Source organism: Pseudoalteromonas shioyasakiensis, from assembly GCA_013391845.1.
In the GTDB taxonomy this organism is placed as follows: Bacteria; Pseudomonadota; Gammaproteobacteria; order Enterobacterales; family Alteromonadaceae; genus Pseudoalteromonas; species Pseudoalteromonas apostichopi.
On record CP058414.1, the window covers coordinates 356,873 to 376,722 of the forward strand.

15 protein-coding genes and 1 pseudogene are annotated in these 19,850 nt (G+C 42.9%); 3 read left to right on the plus strand and 13 right to left on the minus strand.

Annotation, left to right across the window (positions count from 1 at the left end; translation table 11 throughout):
- Positions 1-39 precede the first annotated feature (39 nt).
- From HYD28_01670 to HYD28_01730, 13 genes and pseudogenes are all read right to left on the minus strand, one after another.
- The gene (locus HYD28_01670) at positions 40-438 is read right to left on the minus strand and encodes a hypothetical protein (protein QLE07785.1); all 399 of its coding nucleotides are present in this window, start codon (positions 436-438) and stop codon (positions 40-42) included.
- Positions 439-1,004: 566 nt separating this feature from the next.
- Positions 1,005-3,092, minus strand: coding sequence for an elongation factor G (locus HYD28_01675; protein QLE07786.1), 2,088 nt, complete (start codon positions 3,090-3,092; stop codon positions 1,005-1,007).
- Between the two features lie 209 nt (positions 3,093-3,301).
- The gene (locus HYD28_01680; protein ID QLE07787.1) at positions 3,302-4,030 is read right to left on the minus strand and encodes a response regulator; all 729 of its coding nucleotides are present in this window, start codon (positions 4,028-4,030) and stop codon (positions 3,302-3,304) included.
- Positions 4,031-4,066: 36 nt separating this feature from the next.
- Entirely contained in the window at positions 4,067-5,689 is a 1,623-nt protein-coding gene (locus tag HYD28_01685; protein ID QLE07788.1) for a sensor histidine kinase, read from the minus strand.
- 14 nt (positions 5,690-5,703) lie between these two features.
- Positions 5,704-7,242: a tripartite tricarboxylate transporter permease gene (locus HYD28_01690; protein ID QLE07789.1), complete on the minus strand. Its 1,539-nt coding sequence runs from the start codon at positions 7,240-7,242 to the stop codon at positions 5,704-5,706.
- 3 nt (positions 7,243-7,245) lie between these two features.
- Positions 7,246-7,710: a tripartite tricarboxylate transporter TctB family protein gene (locus HYD28_01695; protein QLE07790.1), complete on the minus strand. Its 465-nt coding sequence runs from the start codon at positions 7,708-7,710 to the stop codon at positions 7,246-7,248.
- 9 nt (positions 7,711-7,719) lie between these two features.
- Positions 7,720-8,685 (minus strand): tripartite tricarboxylate transporter substrate binding protein, encoded by a 966-nt coding sequence (locus HYD28_01700; GenBank protein ID QLE07791.1) that lies wholly within the window; start codon positions 8,683-8,685, stop codon positions 7,720-7,722.
- A 12-nt stretch (positions 8,686-8,697) separates the two neighbouring features.
- Positions 8,698-9,939, minus strand: a complete 1,242-nt coding sequence (locus tag HYD28_01705; GenBank protein ID QLE07792.1) for a porin — start codon at positions 9,937-9,939, stop codon at positions 8,698-8,700.
- 226 nt (positions 9,940-10,165) lie between these two features.
- Positions 10,166-10,825: a CoA transferase subunit B gene (locus HYD28_01710; GenBank protein ID QLE07793.1), complete on the minus strand. Its 660-nt coding sequence runs from the start codon at positions 10,823-10,825 to the stop codon at positions 10,166-10,168.
- An 11-nt stretch (positions 10,826-10,836) separates the two neighbouring features.
- Positions 10,837-11,545: pseudogene (locus HYD28_01715) on the minus strand (CoA transferase subunit A).
- 9 nt (positions 11,546-11,554) lie between these two features.
- Positions 11,555-12,316 (minus strand): 3-hydroxybutyrate dehydrogenase, encoded by a 762-nt coding sequence (locus HYD28_01720; protein QLE07794.1) that lies wholly within the window; start codon positions 12,314-12,316, stop codon positions 11,555-11,557.
- 4 nt (positions 12,317-12,320) lie between these two features.
- A complete protein-coding gene (locus HYD28_01725) occupies positions 12,321-13,508 on the minus strand; it encodes a homoserine O-acetyltransferase (GenBank protein QLE07795.1) in 1,188 nt (395 codons plus the stop codon).
- A gap of 9 nt (positions 13,509-13,517) precedes the next feature.
- Positions 13,518-14,819: a GntP family permease gene (locus HYD28_01730; protein QLE07796.1), complete on the minus strand. Its 1,302-nt coding sequence runs from the start codon at positions 14,817-14,819 to the stop codon at positions 13,518-13,520.
- Between the two features lie 294 nt (positions 14,820-15,113).
- Between HYD28_01730 and HYD28_01735 the strand changes: the two genes are divergently transcribed.
- From HYD28_01735 to HYD28_01745, 3 genes are all read left to right on the plus strand, one after another.
- Positions 15,114-17,405, plus strand: coding sequence for a TonB-dependent receptor (locus tag HYD28_01735; GenBank protein ID QLE07797.1), 2,292 nt, complete (start codon positions 15,114-15,116; stop codon positions 17,403-17,405).
- Between the two features lie 112 nt (positions 17,406-17,517).
- Positions 17,518-18,180, plus strand: a complete 663-nt coding sequence (locus HYD28_01740) for a response regulator transcription factor (GenBank protein ID QLE07798.1) — start codon at positions 17,518-17,520, stop codon at positions 18,178-18,180.
- A 161-nt stretch (positions 18,181-18,341) separates the two neighbouring features.
- The gene (locus HYD28_01745) at positions 18,342-19,847 is read left to right on the plus strand and encodes a serine hydrolase (protein QLE07799.1); all 1,506 of its coding nucleotides are present in this window, start codon (positions 18,342-18,344) and stop codon (positions 19,845-19,847) included.
- Positions 19,848-19,850: the final 3 nt, after the last annotated feature.

The window sequence follows — 19,850 nt, forward strand, 5'->3', positions numbered from 1 at the left end:
GAATAAATGGCCGCTTTCGCGGCCATTTTATTTGTATCGTTAAGCGATTTGTTCTTCTTTATTGTCAGGTTGGTAAAGTGCTGTTATCGAGCCCTGTTGCTGCTCATCAATTTGCCAATTAATAAACCTTAATACTTTGCCATTTTTAAGGAAAACCCTAAAAACAGTCAAAAATGCCACCGATTTAAACTCAATTTCCTTAATGTCCTCAGCATTTATATAACGCTTTCCTAAGCCTAATGAGTAACATATCCCTGCCTTATAACAATATAAAGAGCGCATCCCTAAATAGCTCAGCACAAGAAATATAAGTAATACAGGCAAAATAATAATTAATAATGATGTTCCAAAGGAGTTGGCAACTAATGCAATAAGCATAGCCAACGCGATCTTGATTCCTTGTAAAATCCAGTTTGGACTTAACTTGATCATTTTCATAAATATAAATCTTAATTTGATAGCTTTAGAAAATTAATACTAAATAACTAAAAATGGTTGTTATCACGATTCTACATTGCTGAAAATAGGTACACAAGTGAATAAAAATACTTTATAAGTGCATTTCAATATTTGGATTGCAACCTGCTAAAAACACAGTCTTTTATGAAATATTAATTTTGTATGAAAATAACACTTAAAAAACCAACACCAAGACTTTAAGCTTAATGTTAGATATATATAGATACTAAAGAATGAGATTATTGGATTGCGACAATTAATACCAATCCGCTTAATTAAGTAGTCTATTTTGAGGCAATTAAACCTCGTTGATAACAAGGCAAAAATTTCGTTATTTAGTTGTTCTAAATGAGAAATTTTTAACGCAGTTAGCGACAGGTTTAATCCCTCAAAATGATTAAGTATTATTGCGGGTTGGTATAAGAAGGACTGAACAAAAATCAACCATTTACATTGAATAGTTTTGTTTATATCAATTAAATATCTTTTTAGAATATAAAAAACCCGCAACTAGTGCGGGTTTTTTCAAAGAATTAAAAGGCTAATTACTTAGCAGCTTTTTTCTCTTTTTCTGCAGCGATTACTGTTTCAGCAACGTTTGCAGGACATGGTGCGTAGTGTGAGAACTCCATAGAGAACTGACCACGACCTGACGTGATTGTACGTAAGTGGCCGATGTAACCGAACATTTCAGAAAGTGGTACATCACCCTTGATGCGAACGCCCATTGCGCCAGCTTCTTGGTCTTTGATCATACCACGACGACGGTTAAGGTCACCGATTACGTCACCTACGTTGTCTTCCGGAGTGAATACGTCAACTTTCATGATTGGCTCAAGAAGTTGTGCACCCGCTTTAGGGATAGACTGACGGAAAGCGCCTTTAGCAGCGATTTCGAACGCGATTGCTGATGAGTCAACTGCGTGGAAAGCACCGTCGAAAAGTTCAACTTCAACGTCTAATACTGGGAAGCCAGCTAGAACACCTTCTTGCATCATTGATGCGAAGCCTTTCTCAACTGCAGGCCAGAATTCTTTAGGTACGTTACCACCAACAACTGATGAAGAGAACGTGAAGCCTGAGTTTTGCTCGCCTGGCTTGATGCGGTAATCGATCTTACCGAATTGACCAGAACCACCAGATTGTTTCTTATGCGTGTAGCTATCTTCGATTTCTTTCGTGATAGTTTCACGGTAAGCAACCTGAGGTTGACCAACAACTAGGTCTACGCCGTAAGTACGCTTAAGGATATCTACTTTGATATCTAAGTGAAGCTCACCCATACCTTTAAGGATGGTTTCGCCTGAATCTTCGTCAGTTTCAACTTGGAATGAAGGATCTTCTGCAACCATCTTACCGATCGCGATACCCATCTTCTCGTTACCGCCTTTGTCTTTAGGAGCAACAGCGATTGAGATTACTGGATCAGGGAAGATCATCGCTTCAAGTGTACATTCGTGCTTAGGATCACAAAGAGTGTGACCAGTTTGAACGTTCTTCATACCAACAACAGCGATGATGTCACCCGCTTGTGCTTCAGTAAGTTCGTTACGCTCGTCAGCTTGCATCTCAACCATACGGCCGATACGCTCTGTTTTACCAGTTGCTGAGTTAAGGATTGTGTCACCTTTCTTCATGCGACCAGCGTAGATACGGATGAACGTAAGTGCACCGAAACGGTCGTCCATGATTTTGAACGCTAACGCTTTAAGTGGCTCATCTGCAGAAACAGTTGCTACTTCACCAGTAGGCTCACCTGTTTCAGGATCAGTTAGAGGTTGTGGGTCAACTTCTGTAGGCGAAGGTAGGTAATCTACAACCGCGTCTAGTACTAACTGCATACCTTTGTTTTTGAATGCAGAACCACAGTATGTTGGGAAGAACGCAAGATCACGAGTACCTTTACGGATACAACGTTTGATGTCTTCTAGAGAAGGCTCTTCACCTTCCATGTAAGCCATCATTAGGTCTTCGTCTTGCTCAACAGCAGACTCAACAAGCATTTCATGGTATTCATCAACTTTGTCTACCATGTCAGCTGGAACGTCTTGTACTTCGTAGTTTTCAGGAAGACCAGTCTCATCCCAAACGTATGCTTTTTTCTCAAGTACGTCTACAACACCACAAAATTGGTCTTCGATACCGATTGGTAAAGTCATAACTAGTGGGTTAGCACCTAGTACTTTCTCAACTTGACCTACAACGCGGTAGAAATCAGCACCCATACGGTCTAATTTGTTTACGAAGATTACACGTGCAACTTCTGATTCGTTCGCATAACGCCAGTTAGTTTCTGACTGCGGCTCAACACCACCAGAACCACAGAATACACCGATACCACCGTCTAGTACTTTAAGTGAACGGTATACTTCTACTGTGAAGTCAACGTGTCCCGGAGTATCGATAACGTTTAAGCGGTGGCCTTTCCACTCACAAGTTACAGCTGCTGATTGGATTGTAATACCGCGCTCAGCTTCTTGTTCCATGAAGTCAGTAGTAGACTCACCGTCGTGTACCTCACCAGTCTTATGAATTTTACCCGTAAGCTTAAGGATACGCTCAGTGGTGGTAGTTTTACCCGCGTCAACGTGGGCGAAAATACCAATATTTCTGTACTTCGATAAATCTGCCATTATTTTACTCTTAATAAAGTCGAAAAATTATTCGGCGGGAGTATAGCATTACTTAAAGCGAACATCACCATCGAAGTCGCTTAAAATGCAATCAATTTTATAAAATTTTTCTATGCTCAGGATAAGCGGCACTTTTTAACGTGCCGAACAGTGAGTTTATGCTACTAAAATCGCTAATTTAGAGCTGATTTGGCAATTAAATGATGCGATTAGCTGCTTGTCATTTTATAACAGCGCTCAGGTCGCCCGATACTTCCGTAGCTCTGATCAGCACTGACTTGCTCAGCTTCAAGCAAGTATTCGAGGTAACGGCGGGCTGTTGAGCGACTTACGCCCACTAAATCCCCCATTTGCTGAGCAGTAAAAGCCGTGCCAATATTCGCTTTAAAAGCTTTTAAGATCTTTTGCAAAGTAAGCTGATCCACCCCTTTTGGTAGCCTAACTGGCGTTTTTAACTGTTCTTGCGATCCAAATAAAGTATCGACCATAGATTGGGTTACTTCATCGGCATCTGAGAAACATTGTTGTCTTGCTTCGAATCGTGCCAATGCTTGATCTAAGCGATTTAGCATTAATGGCTTAACCAAGAAGTCACAAGCGCCAAGCTGCATGGCTTTTTCTAGTGTTTCTACTTCTTTTGCTGCGGTTAAAAGCATTACTTCGCTTTTCATTTCCTCGCGGCGCAACTCATTAAGTAAATCAAGACCATTGCCATCGGGTAAATGAATATCGAGCAAAATTAAATCGGCATTAACGGCCGATAATAACGCTTTCGCAGTGGCAAGATTGCCTGCAATACCAACAACCTGATATTGCCCTTGACGCAGTGTTTGCCGCGCCCCTTGTTGGCCAGCTACGCCATGAGGAAGTAATAAATATTGCGCCAATAATTGGGCAACTTCTACTTCATCTTCAACAATGACAACTGAGTAAGTCATGTTCTTTACCTTTTATTTATAGGCTGATCATTTTTATTATTTTGGAATGTAGACACTTAAACGTGCCCCCATCAGATCAGACTCACCTATTTCTAAACTACCACGACACGAATCTAAGTTGGTTTTAACTAAATAAAGGCCGATACCATGCTCAGCCCCTGACTTAGAACTGTATTGTGGTGTAAATATCACATCCTTGTCATCGCCTAAACCAAAACCGCTGTCTTCAACATCAAACAATAATGTTTTACTGGTTTCATCAACCGTAACACGAACCTTAGGGGTACGTGTATCGCTAGCTCGAATAGCGGCTTCAATTGCGTTATCAATCAAATTGCCAAGTATCGAGACAACCCGTTCCAGCATATCTTTACGGGTGATTGCTCCCAATAAGCTATCTGGATTAAGCTCAAGTATTACGTTTAATTCACGGGCTTTATGGTATTTACCAACAAGTAACCCAGCAAGTACCGGATCTTGGATCCTTTCGAGTAAATGATGGATCTGTGCTTGCGAGCCCTTGCTTTCTTGTCCAATTAACTCAATAGCCTGCTCAGTTTGTCCCATTTGAATTAATGCACCAATCAAGTTTAGCTTGTTTGAGTAATCATGAGTTTGTACTCGTAATAGCTCAGCAAAAGCTTGCACTTTAGTTAATTGCTGCGATAAATACTCAAGCTCATCCGCTGGGCGCATACTCAATAAAATCCCATCAGCCTGACCTTGCACTTGCAGTGCATATCGCGACAACACAATGCGTTTATCTGCAGCAAATAATTCAAAACCTACAATCGGACGCTGTTGGTTATGCATCAAAAACTCAGTATGTTCAGGAAGTAAATCTTCAAGCTTAAGTGGCTGATGAATGCAGCTGATCGGTTTACCAAGGATTTCGCAAGCACGTTGGTTTAAGTTACGCACGTTACCTTCTGGATCGAGGGCGATAATGCCGCTACGAACAGTATTCAAAATAGCATCTTGCTCTGAGAACTGCCTTGCAATTTCGTCAGGTTGTAAACCAAAAATAGCATTACGAACCCGTTGCCCGATATACACCGCAGCCAAAATACTTAAACCGACTAACAACAAGCCCCAAAGCATGATTTCAGCACTACGAGCACGAATGAGCGGTTCAATTGATTGTACTAAAAAGCCAACCGATACCAAGCCGATGACTTCGCCTTGTTCTGAGAGTACAGGGACTTTGCCACGGATAGACTCGCCCAAACTCCCCTTTGCAATCGACACATAACGCTCACCACGTAGCGCCGCTTTACTATCCCCACCCACCATAGGTTTACCCAGCTTGTCAGAGTCGGGGTGAACAATGCGACGGGTATTCCTATCACCGATAACAATAAAACTAGCTGCGGTTAGTTCACGAATATGCTCTATTTGCTTATTTAACTCATTAAGCCCTTGCTTCGTTTGTAATGCGTTTAGCACGTCATCTCGTGAAGCAATACTGGTTGCTAGCGAAAGCGCTTTATCACCCATGTGGTTATGTAAGCTTTCTGCAGTGATCTGATACACCAAAGCGCCAAACAACACAGCCTGTAAAACACATAGACCGGTAACCCAAATGATGAGCCGCGTTTCTAAGCGCTTTGGTTTTTTAACCACATGCTGAAATGGGTTTAGCTTATTGGTGTATCTCATATCAGTGCCTTGTACTACGCATGTTGCCCTGTTTGCGTAGCTGCTTTGTCTTTACGACGTTGGACAATATAGTCTTTCAGTGGGAACAACAACACTAAGATCGAAATCACAAAAATACTCAGTGTTAATGGGCGGTCCCATAAAAAGCTCAGCGAGCCATCTGAAATCATCATCGCACGGCGGAAATTTCGCTCAATCATATCACCGAGGATAAAGCCAAGTAATAAAGGCGCCATCGGGAAAGCTAACAATCTAAGCACCAAGGCCACCAGCGCAAAGCCCACCATCATAAATAAATCAAAGGTGTTAAATGACACTAAATACACGCCAATTAAGCTGAAGAATAAAATCATTACTGTCAGCACAGATTTAGGCATTGCCAGCACTTTGGCAAAATACGGGATCAACGGCAAATTCAAAATAAGCAGTACAATATTGCCAAAGTACATACTGACAATTACCGCCCAAAACACACTTGGATTTTCTTGCATTAGCATAGGACCCGGCTGAATACCGTAGGCAATTAATGCACCTAGCATAATCGCAGTAGTGCCCGAACCCGGAATACCTAAAGTCAGTAATGGTACAAATGAGCCCGTACAAGCAGCATTATTAGCAGACTCAGGTGCGGCTAAGCCACGCATTGAGCCCTTACCAAATTTATCTTTCAGTGCCTTTGGAGCAAGGTTCCGCTCAGTGGCATAGGCCATAAAGCTGGCAATGGTTGCCCCTGCGCCCGGTAAAACACCGACAATAAAGCCAAGTAAAGATGATCGGCCAACCACAGGAGCCATGTCTTTTACTTCTTCTTTAGTCAGTTTTGTTGAGCCAATTTTTGGCGTATCAGGATCATCAATTTTTTTATCTGGTTCAGCTTCAGGGCGTGCCACATTAATCAGTGCTTCAGCCAACGCGAACGTTGCCATTGCTACTAATAAAAAGCTAATACCATCTAATAAATCAGCTTGGCCAAAAGTAAAACGCTCGGTACCTGAAGAGGGATCAATCCCTACTGTTGCCAGCATTAAACCAAATACCGTCATCATCATGGCTTTTAGAAATTGCCCTTTATTAGAGAACGCGGCAATGGCCGTTAAGCCTAAAAACATCAGTACAACATAATCAGGCGATTGGAAACTTAATGACACTTTTGCTAATAAAGGCGCAGCCACCATCAGTAAAATGGCCCCAATCGTACCGCCTATAAAGGATGAATAAGCTGCAATCGCAAGGGCTTTACCTGCCTTACCCTGCTTTGCTAGCGGGTAGCCATCAAACGATGACGCTACCGTCCCCGCCACACCCGGCGCATTAATCAAAATAGAAGAAGTAGAGCCACCGAATATAGCCCCGTAGTAAACACCGGCCATTAAAATCATGCCCGAATCAGCACCGATGCTGTAAGTGATCGGGATCATCAACGCAATCGCAGTAATTGGACCTAGACCAGGTAACATACCGATGAACGTGCCAACAAAGCAGCCTACAATCACATATAACAAGTTGTTCCAGTCGAGTACGGTCGACAAACCTAACATAATTCCATCAAGCATAACTTAACTCCACAAATTGCCAGGTACTAAGTAGATGCCCAGTACTTGTGTCATTAAAAACCAAAAAACCACGGCCACAGGCACTGAAGCAAACAACAACACCTTCTTACGGCGTTCACCCATAATAAAAAAGCCAGCAATTAAAAATGCACTGGTGGCAATTAAAAAACCAAACGGTTCAAGCATGGCGCTATAAGCAACCATTAAAACCAACAGTGCAAAGGTACGTAGTAAGTTGCCTTTACTGAGTAGCTCTGCTTTTCCTGCAGGCGCCTGCTTTAATAAGTTGGCACCAATCGAAAGTACACACACCACGATACCGAATACTGCATACACTTTTGGTAAGGTTGCTGAAGTAACACTTTCGTACTCTTCAAATGGCATAAGTGGAATTTGCCAAGCCACAAGGGCGTAGAGGGTAAAGAGGACCAAGAATAAACTTGGTCCAATTAGTTCACGGTTTAACATTGTCTAACCTTAGCCTCGGATAAAACCAAGTTCTTTCATTACAACGCGTAATTGCGCTTCTTGCTGCTCAAGCGATTTAATAAACGCGTCTTTTTCTTGAAACAGATTTAGCCAACCATTACGGGCACGAACCGCTTCCCATTCAGGGGTTTGTTGCAGCTTACGCAGCTTTTCTGTGTACTCTGCTAGCTTATCTGCAGGTAAATCTGGGGTCGCAAAAAAGCCGCGCCAGTTTACGAACTCCATGTCGTAACCTAGCGACTTTAAGGTTGGAATTGCTGGGTAATCTGGCAATTTATCTGCAGAAGTCACCGCTAAAATCCGTGCCTGACCGCCATTAGCGACTTCGAGTGCCTCACTTAAGCCTGTCGAAAGTAAGTTGACCTCACCCGACAATAAACCTGCTTTCGCTTTACCACCGGCATCGTAAGGAATGTAACGTAATCGACGACCATCAATACCCGCTGCTTTCACCGCTTGTGCTGCTACTAAGTGATCCATGCTGCCGCGCGCTGAGCCACCCGCTACTTTTACAGAGCCAGGGTCTTTTTTCATTGCATCAATAACGTCTTGCCATGTTTTAAAAGGTGAGTCATTACGCACAACAAACGCACCATAATCAGCAATCATGCTGGCAACTGGCGTTAAATCGCGATAACTGTAAGGAATTTTGCCTGATAATGCGCGCAGTACGATAGGCGTTGAGTTAACCATCAACATATCGCCTTTTTTAGTGCCCGACTCAATCAAATAAGCAATCGCACGGCCACCGCCGCCGCCCGACATATTCTGAAACGATGCATTATCTTCAATGCCCGCTTTCACCATTGCTTCACCGACACCACGTGCTGTGGTATCCCAACCGCCACCAGGGCCACCCGGTACCAAAAAGTGTAAGTTTGCCAATGCTAGCGGGCTGGTTACTAATAACGAAACTGCTAAAAGAGAGCTTTTTAATGATTTAAACTTAGTCATAATGCACGACTCCTAAAATAAGTACTGCATACGAGCACTGATGCCCATACCTGAATCTTCATCACCTACCAGTGTAGAAGCACCGGCACCATCAACATCGCTGTAAATCAGGTTGCCCATAAATTTGATATCGCTGCTTAGGTAGTATGATGTGCCTACTGTGTAAGTGGTTACGTCGGTACCTTGCTGTTTGCTGCTGGCGTTCATTTGTGACACACGTGCAACAAGCTCCCATGCATCTTTAATCCCTTTTGGTTGCACAAATAATGCTGAACCTGCTTTGTAACGGCGCTGCTCACCGCCTAAGAAATAACTTGCCGAAACATGAAAGCCATCAAAACGCTCTCCATCAAGTTCATTGCTGCTATCAACCGTATCGAGATAACGGCTGGCATATTCAGCCTCTAGAGTGAATGCATTCGCTTGGTAGGCAAATTCAAGACCGCTTTGCGACATGCTATCAAGCGCAGCCGTTTCACCACCGACCGCGTAATCCACTAAGCGAACATTGGTTTCACGCACTTCACCACGGGCAAAACGAGCGCTTAAATCATTACCACCCATATCACGATAAGAGTGCCAAGCACCTAAATGAATCACATCACCTGGTGCTGCACTAGACCACGTTAAGCGACCTGTTACAGCCAATGTCAGTTTGTCATCTTCGTCGTGGCCTGAGGCACCAAACGCATCGTTCTTGTAAACACCCACGGCATAACGTAAACCTGAGTCTTTAAAGTATTGATAAGCCGAGATACCCCAACGGAAGAAAGGTGAGAAAGAATTAGCAAGGGTGCTGCGCTCAATAGTATTAATATGTTTTGAACTGGTTAGTGCATTTAATGACATATCTTCGCGGATTTTACCGGCTTTTACTTTTAAGCCGTTGTCGAATGCATAACGTACACGCGCTAACACGATTTCAGCCGTGCCTTCAGCAAATTCGAGTAGTAGTTTGTGATCCCACTTGCCATGTTCACTTTCAACATAAGTACGGATACGACGAGGGAAGAATTCACTCCCCCCTGTACCTTCATTATTGGCATTGTAGGCACCATCAAAGTAGTTGTAGTCAAGTTGAACGCGACCGCCAAACTCTAAGTTAAAGCTACTTGATGCTTTCAATGAGTCCACTTCTTTTTGAAGTGCGTCGAGTTGTTGCTGTAATTGTTCAGTGTCGCTTTGTGCGAATGCTGATGTACTTGCTAACGCCGCTACAAAGGCTAAAGCGAGCTGTGTGTTACTTGCTTTCATGAATTACTCCACACCAGATTATAATTATTTGTTGTCGTTGATCGGCCTACTGCAAATGGCGATCTGGTTTGGAGCATAGTGTTAACGATAGATTAACGAAATGTTTAGGGGGTAAGTTGCATTGATGGTGATAAATGGCTTTTTGTTCATAAAAGTCATGAACAAAAAGCACATTATTGGGGTTTAGTATAAATTCTAGGCAAATTAACTGCTTAAAGTCGTAAAACTAGCTAAAAGTCATCTCAGGAATGTCGCCAGAGACAATAAGCTTGCCCTGTGTCTTAGCAATAATCTCATCAACCGAGACACCCGGGGCACGCTCTAATAAATGAAATGCACCGTCTTTAATTTCTAAAAGTGCCAAATCGGTAATCACTTTATTGATACAACCAACACCTGTTAACGGCAAACTACATTCGGTCAGCAGTTTTGATTCGCCATGCTTGTTGGCATGGGTCATGGTACAAATAATGTTTTTAGCACCGGCGACTAAATCCATCGCACCGCCCATTCCTTTAACCAACTTTTTCGGGATCATCCAACTGGCAATATTGCCGTTTTGGTCCACTTCAAACGCACCCAGTACGGTTAAATCAACGTGGCCGCCGCGGATCATGGCAAAGCTTTCAGCAGAGCTAAAAATAGCCGCCCCCGTTGCAGCAGTGACCGTTTCTTTGCCTGCGTTGATCATATCGGCATCAACTTGGTCTGCACTTGGGTATGGCCCCATACCGAGTAAACCATTTTCAGATTGCAGCATCACTTCGATGCCATCAGGGACATAATTAGCGACCAAGGTTGGAATACCTATACCTAAGTTAACGTAGTAACCATCCTGTAGTTCCATCGCCACGCGTTTAGCGATTTGTTCTCGTGATAATGCCATCAGCGTGCTCCTTATTGATTCTCTTGCTTAGTGGTAACTTTCTCGATGCGCTTTTCAAATTCACCCTTAATCACCCGATCAATATAGATACCCGGCGTGTGAATTTGGCTTGGCTCCAGCTCTCCTGGCTCAACAATTTCTTCAACTTCAAGAAACCGTAACTTTGCCTGCGGTTGCTGCCATCGGATTAAAATTCATCGCCGTATGACGATAAATGCAGTTACCGTAGCGATCTGCTTTCCATGCTTTAACTATCGCAAAATCGCCAGTAATGCTTGGCTCTAATAAATAATCGCGACCATTAATATTGCGGGTTTCTTTACCGTCAGCTACCGGGGTCCCCACCCCTGTTGCGGTATAAAATGCAGGGATGCCCGCCCCGCCAGCACGCATTTTTTCAGCTAAAGTGCCTTGCGGTGTTAGCTCAACTTCAAGTTCACCATTTAATAGCTGCTGCTCAAATAGTGCGTTTTCACCAACGTAAGAGGCAACCATCTTGCTGATCTGTTTGTCTTCAAGCAGCACACCTAAACCAAAACCATCAACGCCACAGTTATTCGATACCACAGTTAAATCACGGGTGCCTTGACGTTTAATTTGTGCAATCAGACCCTCAGGAATACCGCATAAACCAAAACCACCCGCTATCACTGTCATGCCATCTTCAAGGCCTGCCATCGCTTCGCTGTAACTTGTAACTACTTTATCAAAACCTGCCATTGGCTCCTCCTATTGTGCAGTCCAACCGCCATCAATGGCGATTGCTTGGGCGGTAATATTGCGTGCTGCATCGGCCATTAAAAAGCTAACGGTATGCAGGATCTCATCTAAACCGATAAATGCTTTTTTCGGCATTGGTGCCAGCATAATCGTGTCAATCACTTGTTGCTCTGAAATACCGTGCTCTTTTGCTTGTGAGGCAATTTGTTGCTCCACTAGCGGCGTTTTTACATACGCTGGGCACACAGTGTTAATAGTGATATTGGCATCGCCAGTTTCCAGTGCCATAGTTTTAGCAAAGCCGATTAAGCCATGCTTCGCAGCGATATAAGCTGACTTATATTTGGACGCCACCATGGCGTGGATTGAACCAATATTAATGATGCGACCAAAGTCTTGTTCACGCATTCGTGGTAGCACGGCTTTGGTCATCATCGCCGGGCCAACGAGCATAACTTGCTGTAAAAACTGCCACTTATCAGCCGGAAAATCTTCAAGCTTTGCAACGTGCTGAATACCCGCATTATTAATAAGCACATCAATCGGCTGATTAAGCTCATTGAAAAACTGCTCTATTGCATCACTATCTGCCACATTAAGTGCATACCCTTCGGCGCTACCACCTTGCTCAACAATACCTGCTGCCGCCTGTTTTGCAGCTTGCTGATTTAAATCAGTGACAATAATAGTGTGGCCTTGCATCGCTAGTTGCTGGGCAACATATAAACCAATACCACTGGCTGCACCAGTAATTAAAACTGTTTTGCTCATCGGGTTACTCCTCTAAAAACTCACTGATAAGCTGCGCTTTAGGGGCGATTGAGAAAATGCCATCAAGGTGTCCCCAGCCCCCTTCAATTTCTGAAATCTCAACGTCTTTACCTGCTGCTTTCATGGTGTCAAACACGGTGCGCATGTTTTCAGGGCGAAGCAGTAAGTCGTTCGTTGCGGGTAGTAATAATGTTTTGGCAGATACATTTTTAAGTGCAGTTGTTAAATCGCTTTGCATGCCAGCGGTAAATAGTTGTGATGCTCGGACCAAATAAAGTACATGATTTGCATCTTGGGTTTTCGCACGTGCCATTGCACGTTGTGCTAGTACTTGGTTTAACTTAGGCAAGGTACGAATGTCTTTTAACGCGCCTTCATCAAGCACGTTAAAGTCAGGGAAGCTCGCGTTATAAATAATTGGATGCATCGCATCTTGCGTAATATTAAGCATGGTTGCCGCTAAGCCATCTAACGGACGCTCTTTGCCGTAATAATTACCTTGCTGCCAGTTTTTATCTAAACGAATTGGTAACGCCCATTTTTCAAGTGCTGCGACTGTCCATGCATCCATCGTTGCAGCGCCAATCACATGAATTAAACGCTCAACTTTATCTGGGTAACGCGTTGCCCACTCAAGTGCTTGAAACGACCCCATTGATGCGCCCATCACAGCATGTAACTTAGTGATACCTAGGCTTTCAAGTAAACGCTTTTGCACATTCACAAAATCAGTAATCGTAACCACAGGAAAATCTAAACCATAAGGTTTGCCTGTTTTAGGATTAGTTGACGCAGGGCCTGTGGTGATTACATTTTCATCATGCCAGTTGGCATTCACTAACGTATCTGAACTAATCACATAATATTTATTCGTATCGATAGCTTTGCCTGGGCCGATAATCGCATCCCAATAACCCGGTAGGGCATCATCCGCTTTATATTTGCCTGCGGCATGAGAAGTGCCAGAGAAATAATGAGTAATTAAAATCACGTTATCTTTATTGGCGTTTAGTTTTCCGTAACTTTCCCAGCCAATATCCACTTGCTCCAAGGTCACGCCAGACACAGTGGTAAAATCCTTTGTCGTAAAATGCTGTTTTTCCACTAGCATGGTTTCGGCTTTGTTTTCGGCGCCAAACGCAGTACTACTAAATACAACCAGCCATAGCAAAATTATTAATTTGGTTTTCATTGCTGTTCCTTAAAAGAAAATAAAGAGTCCAAGTGCCAATGCGACACCGATAAGCGGAACGACCGCAGTAAGTGCTGCCATTGACCAATACGCTCGTTGATGCGTTTCTTTACAGATAGCGCGTATTGTTGTCACTACATAGCCATTATGCGGCAAGGTATCGAGAGCTCCAGAACTAATTGCCACCACGCGGTGCAGCTGTTCAGGATTAACTCCCATATCTAAATAACCCGGTGCTACAAGTGGTAATGCAATAGCTTGCCCGCCAGAAGCAGAGCCCGTTAAACCAGCAATTACACTCACTGCCACTGCAGCGCCAACCAGCTCATTCCCAGGCATATGAGTCATCACATCTACTGCTGCGGTAAATGCCGGTGATACTTTCGCTACAGCTCCAAAACCAACCACTGCTGCAGTATTACCGATTGCCACTAAAGCGCCTGTTGTACCAACATTAATTGCATTTCCCATATCGTGAAAATGCTTGAAGTTGATAATCACAATACTCAATACGCCACCAAGCAAGGCTACAATAAGTGCTGTTTGCTGCAGTACATCATGTAGAGTAAATGATAAAAGTAACACCACGATTAGCGGGATCACACCAGTAATTGGGTGCGGACGACGACGCTCAATAATGACAGGATCATCATCACGAGCTTCAAAAGTTTCACCATTGGCAACGGCTTTTTTGATCATCTTGTTTAACCAAAAATAACCTACTGTTGCCATGAAAATGGCCACCACTAAGCTCACTTCCCATGCTGCATATGGCGACGTGCCAAGGTGCTTAACCGGGATCCAGTTTTGAATTTCTGGCGAGCCTGCCGAAGTCATGGTAAAGGTCACCGAGCCAAATGCCAGGGTTGCTGGAATAAAGCGGCGCGGTAAGTTTGCATCTTTAAACAAACTTAATGCCATTGGGTAAACAGAAAACGCAACAATAAAGACGCTCACGCCGCCGTAGGTTAAAACTGCACAGGCGATCACCACCGCAAGAACTGCGTGTTTCATACCTAGTTTGCCTACAATATAGCTCGCAACACTGTCTGCAGCACCGGTGTCTTCCATGAACTTACCGAATAAAGAACCCAGCAAGAACATAAAGAACCACGCACTTAAGAAACCAGCAAAGCCATCCATATAGGCGTTAATAAAGTTTGTATCTGCCGATACAGGGAAAATGGCCATGCCACTACTAAGTGCGACTAACAACGCACAGATTGGCGCGGCGATAAATAAATTTACCCCACGCAGCGTTAAAATGATCAGCAGTATTAAACCGCCTAACAGTCCTATCATGCTCAGCATAGACATTCCTATAATTATTGTTATTACACAGATGAGGTGACATCGGAATAATGCTATCAGTCTTACCTTAAGCGCCTAAAAAATACATAACACTAAGGTACTATCTGCTTTAAAAATAGCTTAATTGCTTGATAAATAAAGGGCTGTGGTGGGTATAGCACTATGGTACTAATTCAATTTTTGCAACTATCTTCTACATTAACTGACAGGTGACACGGGCAAACTTATTAAGTCTTCGGCAACATCAACGAGAGTGGCCATAAGACTAATGACAACAATAACAAGGAATACAACATGATAAAGCTTAACCCAAAAGTCGCGCCACTTACTCTGGCTGTATCACTTGCATTAGCAGGTGTCAGTGCTCAAGCGGCAGAACAAGCCGAACCTGCAGCAAAAAAAGGGGAACTAGAACGTATTCAGGTAACAGCGCGTAAAACCGTTGAAAACCTGCAAGAAGTTCCTGTTGCTGTAACTTCAGTTGGTGCTGAAGAGCTTGCAGAAAACGGTATCGTCGTTATGACCGAAGTTCAGCAGTTCTCGCCAAATACCACCTTGCAAGCAAGCCGTGGTACTAACTCTACAATTACTGCGTTTATTCGTGGTGTAGGTCAGCAAGACCCATTGTGGGGTTATGAGCCGGGTGTTGGTATCTATATTGATGATGTCTATCTTGCTCGCCCACAAGGTGCGGTGCTTGACCTTCTTGATGTGCAACAAATCGAAGTATTACGTGGTCCACAAGGTACGCTTTACGGTAAAAATACCATTGGTGGTGCAATTAAATACGTCACCAAAGAAATGAGCGGTGATGCAACTTTAAATATACAAGGCACTGTAGGTAGCTATAACCAAAAAGATTTAAAAATTACTGGTCAACTGCCAATTATTGACGAAAAACTCTATGTAGGTTTTGGTTTTGCAACACTTAATCGTGATGGTTTTGGTGAGTTTTTAACATCAGCTCTTGATAACCAAGACCGCGAAAACTACAACAAAGACGTTACCGCAGCTCGTGTTACTTTAGAATACACGCCTACTGATGACCTATTTTTCCGTTTTGCGTGGGATAAAACAGAAGATAAATCTAACGCGAAAGGTGGCTACCGCTTACTTCCTAGCCTACTAACAGATGCACCAGTTCCAGACAGTGTGTATGACTCATACACCAGCTTACCAACATGGAACAAAGTTGAACTAGAAGGCTACAGCTTAACTGCTCGTTGGGATATGACTGACAGCACGAGCATAAAATACATAGGCTCAAGCCGAGAGAGCTACTCACCAACTAATATCGACTTTGATAATACGTCGTTGCCGATTTTCGATGTACCCGCTATTTACGATGATGAACAAACTACTCACGAATTACAGCTAAACCATCAAGGTGATAACTACAAATTTGTATCTGGCCTTTACTATTACGATGGTGAATCATGTGGCCAGTTTGAGGCAATTTTAGGTATCTTAGGTCAAAGCTTAGGCGCTCCTGGCCTCACTCGTGAAGTTAGTGGTTGTAGTAACTCAAATAGTAAAGCTGCGTATATTCAAGGTAGCTATGACTTTAATGATCAATGGTCAATGACATTGGGTGCACGTTACACCAAAGACAAAAAAGAGGCGCTTGTTAACAACGGCCTAATTTTTGACATTGTATATCCAGAATCAGGTTGGATCCCTGGTTATACTCGCCCAGAAGGTCAACTCGTACCAACCGTACTAGATGATGAAGAAGAATGGTCACGCTTCACACCACGTGCTGGTGTTGAATATCAGTATTCAAACGACATCATGTTCTTTGCAAGTTATGCGCAAGGCTTTAAGTCAGGTACTTTCAACCCGCGAGCAACAACCGCAGAGCCTGCAGCAAAACCTGAAATCGTTGATTCATTCGAAATCGGTATGAAGAGTGAGTGGAATAATAACTTACGTGCGAACGTAACCTTGTTCACCCTTGATCATAAAGACCGTCAGTATATTTCGGTGTTACCGGGAGACAGTGCATCTGATCTAAACCAACGCTTAGGTAACATTGGTGAATCAACCTCAGATGGTATCGAACTTGAACTTAACTACGTAGCCACAGAATCACTAAGCTTTGATGCATCAATTGGCTATATAGACAGTAGCTTTGATAACGTAATTGATTACGACCCTGAAACAGGTGAGGCATTCGACAAATCAGATCGCTTCACAGTATCAAACACGCCAGATTTGACCTTCAATCTAGGTGCGACCTATCGCATGTACACAGAAATGGGTGATTTTGTAGTAAATGGTAACTACTACCACCGAGGCGACTACGCTCTATTCGAAGAAGATAGCCTACTCACTCAAGATGCTTACGGTATCTTTAACATGGGCATTACTTGGTACAGCACAGACGGTCACTGGACTGCTGGTCTTTACGGCAAAAACTTAACGGATGAAGAGTACATGATTGGTGGTTACCAATTCGTAGCACCTGATCCAACAGATCCAACTGATACGAGCAAATACACCCCTGGTTTAGGTGGTGATAATACGCTAATCGGTTACTACGGCGACCCTCGCACTGTTGCCTTCACTGTTGGTTACCGTTTCTAAAAAAGAACCTAAATCCTTGTGTGAGAAAGGTTTGTCTGAAACTTCCCTTCAGGCAAACCTTGTTTCAAAGCGCAAAATCACTTATAACATAACGCATTGGAGAATAGAGGGAATGTCTTTAGCTGTGAACACTATAATCGCCGATGATCACCCGTTATTTAGAAGTGCACTGCGTCAAGCCGCCGCGACATCAGTGCCCGAAGAACATATTAAAGAAACAAGTGACATTGATGGCTTGTTCGCACTATTAAATGCACATCCTGAAATTGAACTGATATTCTTAGACCTAACTATTCCAGGTGCAAATGGCCTACAAGCCCTTTCGCAATTACGAAATCACTACCCAGATATCTTAGTGATTATGGTCTCTGCCAATGAAACCCCCGCCATAATCAAACAAGCCATGAGTCTTGGCGCTGCAGGCTATATTCCTAAGTCATCTTCTTTAGATGTCATCAGTGAAGCAATTAGCCATGTATTAAATGGCGACACTTGGCTACCACCCGAAGTTGATTTAACCGATGTAGTGATAAACGACGAACAAAGCGAATTTGCTCGCAATCTTGAAAAGCTTACACCACAGCAATATCGCGTATTGGCGATGATTGCCGACGGTTTATTGAATAAACAAATCGCTTTTGAAATGTCGATTCAAGAAACTACTATCAAGCAGCATGTTTCAGCGATTTTACGCAAGCTTAATGTTTATAACCGCACCCAAGCGGGCATTTTGTTTAATCAACTTTCACAGGTTGGCAAAATCGAAGAAAGCTAATTTAAGCTTTCACTCCCAGTTTTAATTTGAAATTCCCATAAGTGGGAATTCCCAAACCAAGAAAAAAATAAAAACTATAAATTTCAAAACATTAAACATTGGCATACTCCTCGCTTTAGTGCTCACATCAAAACTATCTAAGTAAAAAATAATAGATAAAAATGAACACTAAGGACAACATCGTGTACACAGCTTGCAAAAAACTAGCAAAAAAATTAATTCTTCCGACCATAACACTGCTATCAGCCAGTTTCTGCGCCTTTTCTGCACATGCAGATGAGCTTGACCAATGGGTGGTTGAGTTAATGCAAAAAAGAAATATTCCAGGGCTACAACTCGCCGTCGTTCGAGATAATAAAGTAACTAAAGTTGCCAGCTACGGAGTTGCAAATATTGAAGATAATATCGCCGTTGATGGCAACACTTTATTTGCCATTAATTCTGCAACAAAAGCTTTTGTTGGTGTGGCGCTGATGCAGCTTGTTGAGCAAAAGAAATTAGATCTTAATGCGCCTATAGGCACTTATCTGCCAGAATTGCCAACTGAGTGGCACGCTATATCAACCAGAAAGTTAATGAGCCATACATCAGGCTTACCTGACATAATAAAAGGTGAAGTTGCTGATTTAATCTCAGATCAAGGACCCGATGATGCATGGCAACTAGTTCAAACCAAGCCATTAGAATTCGAAACAGGCACTCGCTTTAAATACAACCAAACAAATTACGTTATTATTGGTAAGTTAATTAACAAACTATCGGGGATGCCATTTCAGCAATTTATCGAAAAAAACCAATTACAGCAGGCTGAAATGAGCAGAACACTTGAAGCGGGCTTTAATAACCTCAACAATGCTGTAAAGCACTCAGCAAGACGATACGAAAATCAAGGCGATGAACTGTTCAACTCAAGAGAAGCCATTTTTTCTGAAATGTTACAAACCGCCGCAGGCATGGCATCAACAGCAGTAGAATTGGCAAATTGGCTAATCGCTTTACAAACAAATCAATTTATTAGTGAAGACAGTATACAGCAAATGTGGACTCCGACTCGCCTAAAAAGCGGTCACACTCAAGGCTTCAATCAACGTTTAAACGGCTACAGTCTTGGCTGGCCTGTTATGGACCGAGAAGAGCATCCTGCATTAGCCGCTGTGGGTGGTAACAGGGCTGGTATCTTTGTTTACCCAGAAGATAATATGTCAATTGTGATCTTAACCAACTTAATGGGTGCAATGCCATCGCAATTTGTAGATGAAATTGCTGGCTTTTATATTCCAGAGATGAAACAAGAGAATGGCTTTGGCCTGCCCAAAAATATAAAACGCTTATGGCAAGTTCTTGAAGTACAAGGCTACGAAAATGCAATTGCGGCTGCGGATCAATTAAGCAAAGAAAAGAAGATTCAATTTGCTGAAAACGATATTAACTTATGGGGTTATTCGCTTATCAACCAAGACAAACTCAATGAAGCATTAGCGGTTTTTAAGCTTAACACACACCTTTACCCTAATAGTTACAATACCTTTGATAGCCTAGCAGAAGCGTACTGGTATCTCGGTAACCTTAAACAAGCAATAGCCAACTATAACCAAGTACTCAAGCTTAAACCTGATAACGCACATGCTAAAAAGCAACTGGCTAAACTTGCAGAATTAACCCAGTAAACA

Coding starts and splice junctions, on each gene's coding strand:
- HYD28_01725 (QLE07795.1), bottom strand. CDS start 13,508: ATGAAAACCAAATTAATAATTTTGCTATGGCTGGTTGTATTTAGTAGT.
- HYD28_01740 (QLE07798.1), top strand. CDS start 17,518: ATGTCTTTAGCTGTGAACACTATAATCGCCGATGATCACCCGTTATTT.
- HYD28_01730 (QLE07796.1), bottom strand. CDS start 14,819: ATGCTGAGCATGATAGGACTGTTAGGCGGTTTAATACTGCTGATCATT.
- HYD28_01675 (QLE07786.1), bottom strand. CDS start 3,092: ATGGCAGATTTATCGAAGTACAGAAATATTGGTATTTTCGCCCACGTT.
- HYD28_01745 (QLE07799.1), top strand. CDS start 18,342: ATGAACACTAAGGACAACATCGTGTACACAGCTTGCAAAAAACTAGCA.
- HYD28_01720 (QLE07794.1), bottom strand. CDS start 12,316: ATGAGCAAAACAGTTTTAATTACTGGTGCAGCCAGTGGTATTGGTTTA.
- HYD28_01710 (QLE07793.1), bottom strand. CDS start 10,825: ATGGCATTATCACGAGAACAAATCGCTAAACGCGTGGCGATGGAACTA.
- HYD28_01735 (QLE07797.1), top strand. CDS start 15,114: ATGATAAAGCTTAACCCAAAAGTCGCGCCACTTACTCTGGCTGTATCA.
- HYD28_01680 (QLE07787.1), bottom strand. CDS start 4,030: ATGACTTACTCAGTTGTCATTGTTGAAGATGAAGTAGAAGTTGCCCAA.
- HYD28_01700 (QLE07791.1), bottom strand. CDS start 8,685: ATGACTAAGTTTAAATCATTAAAAAGCTCTCTTTTAGCAGTTTCGTTA.
- HYD28_01705 (QLE07792.1), bottom strand. CDS start 9,939: ATGAAAGCAAGTAACACACAGCTCGCTTTAGCCTTTGTAGCGGCGTTA.
- HYD28_01690 (QLE07789.1), bottom strand. CDS start 7,242: ATGCTTGATGGAATTATGTTAGGTTTGTCGACCGTACTCGACTGGAAC.
- HYD28_01685 (QLE07788.1), bottom strand. CDS start 5,689: ATGAGATACACCAATAAGCTAAACCCATTTCAGCATGTGGTTAAAAAA.
- HYD28_01695 (QLE07790.1), bottom strand. CDS start 7,710: ATGTTAAACCGTGAACTAATTGGACCAAGTTTATTCTTGGTCCTCTTT.
- HYD28_01670 (QLE07785.1), bottom strand. CDS start 438: ATGAAAATGATCAAGTTAAGTCCAAACTGGATTTTACAAGGAATCAAG.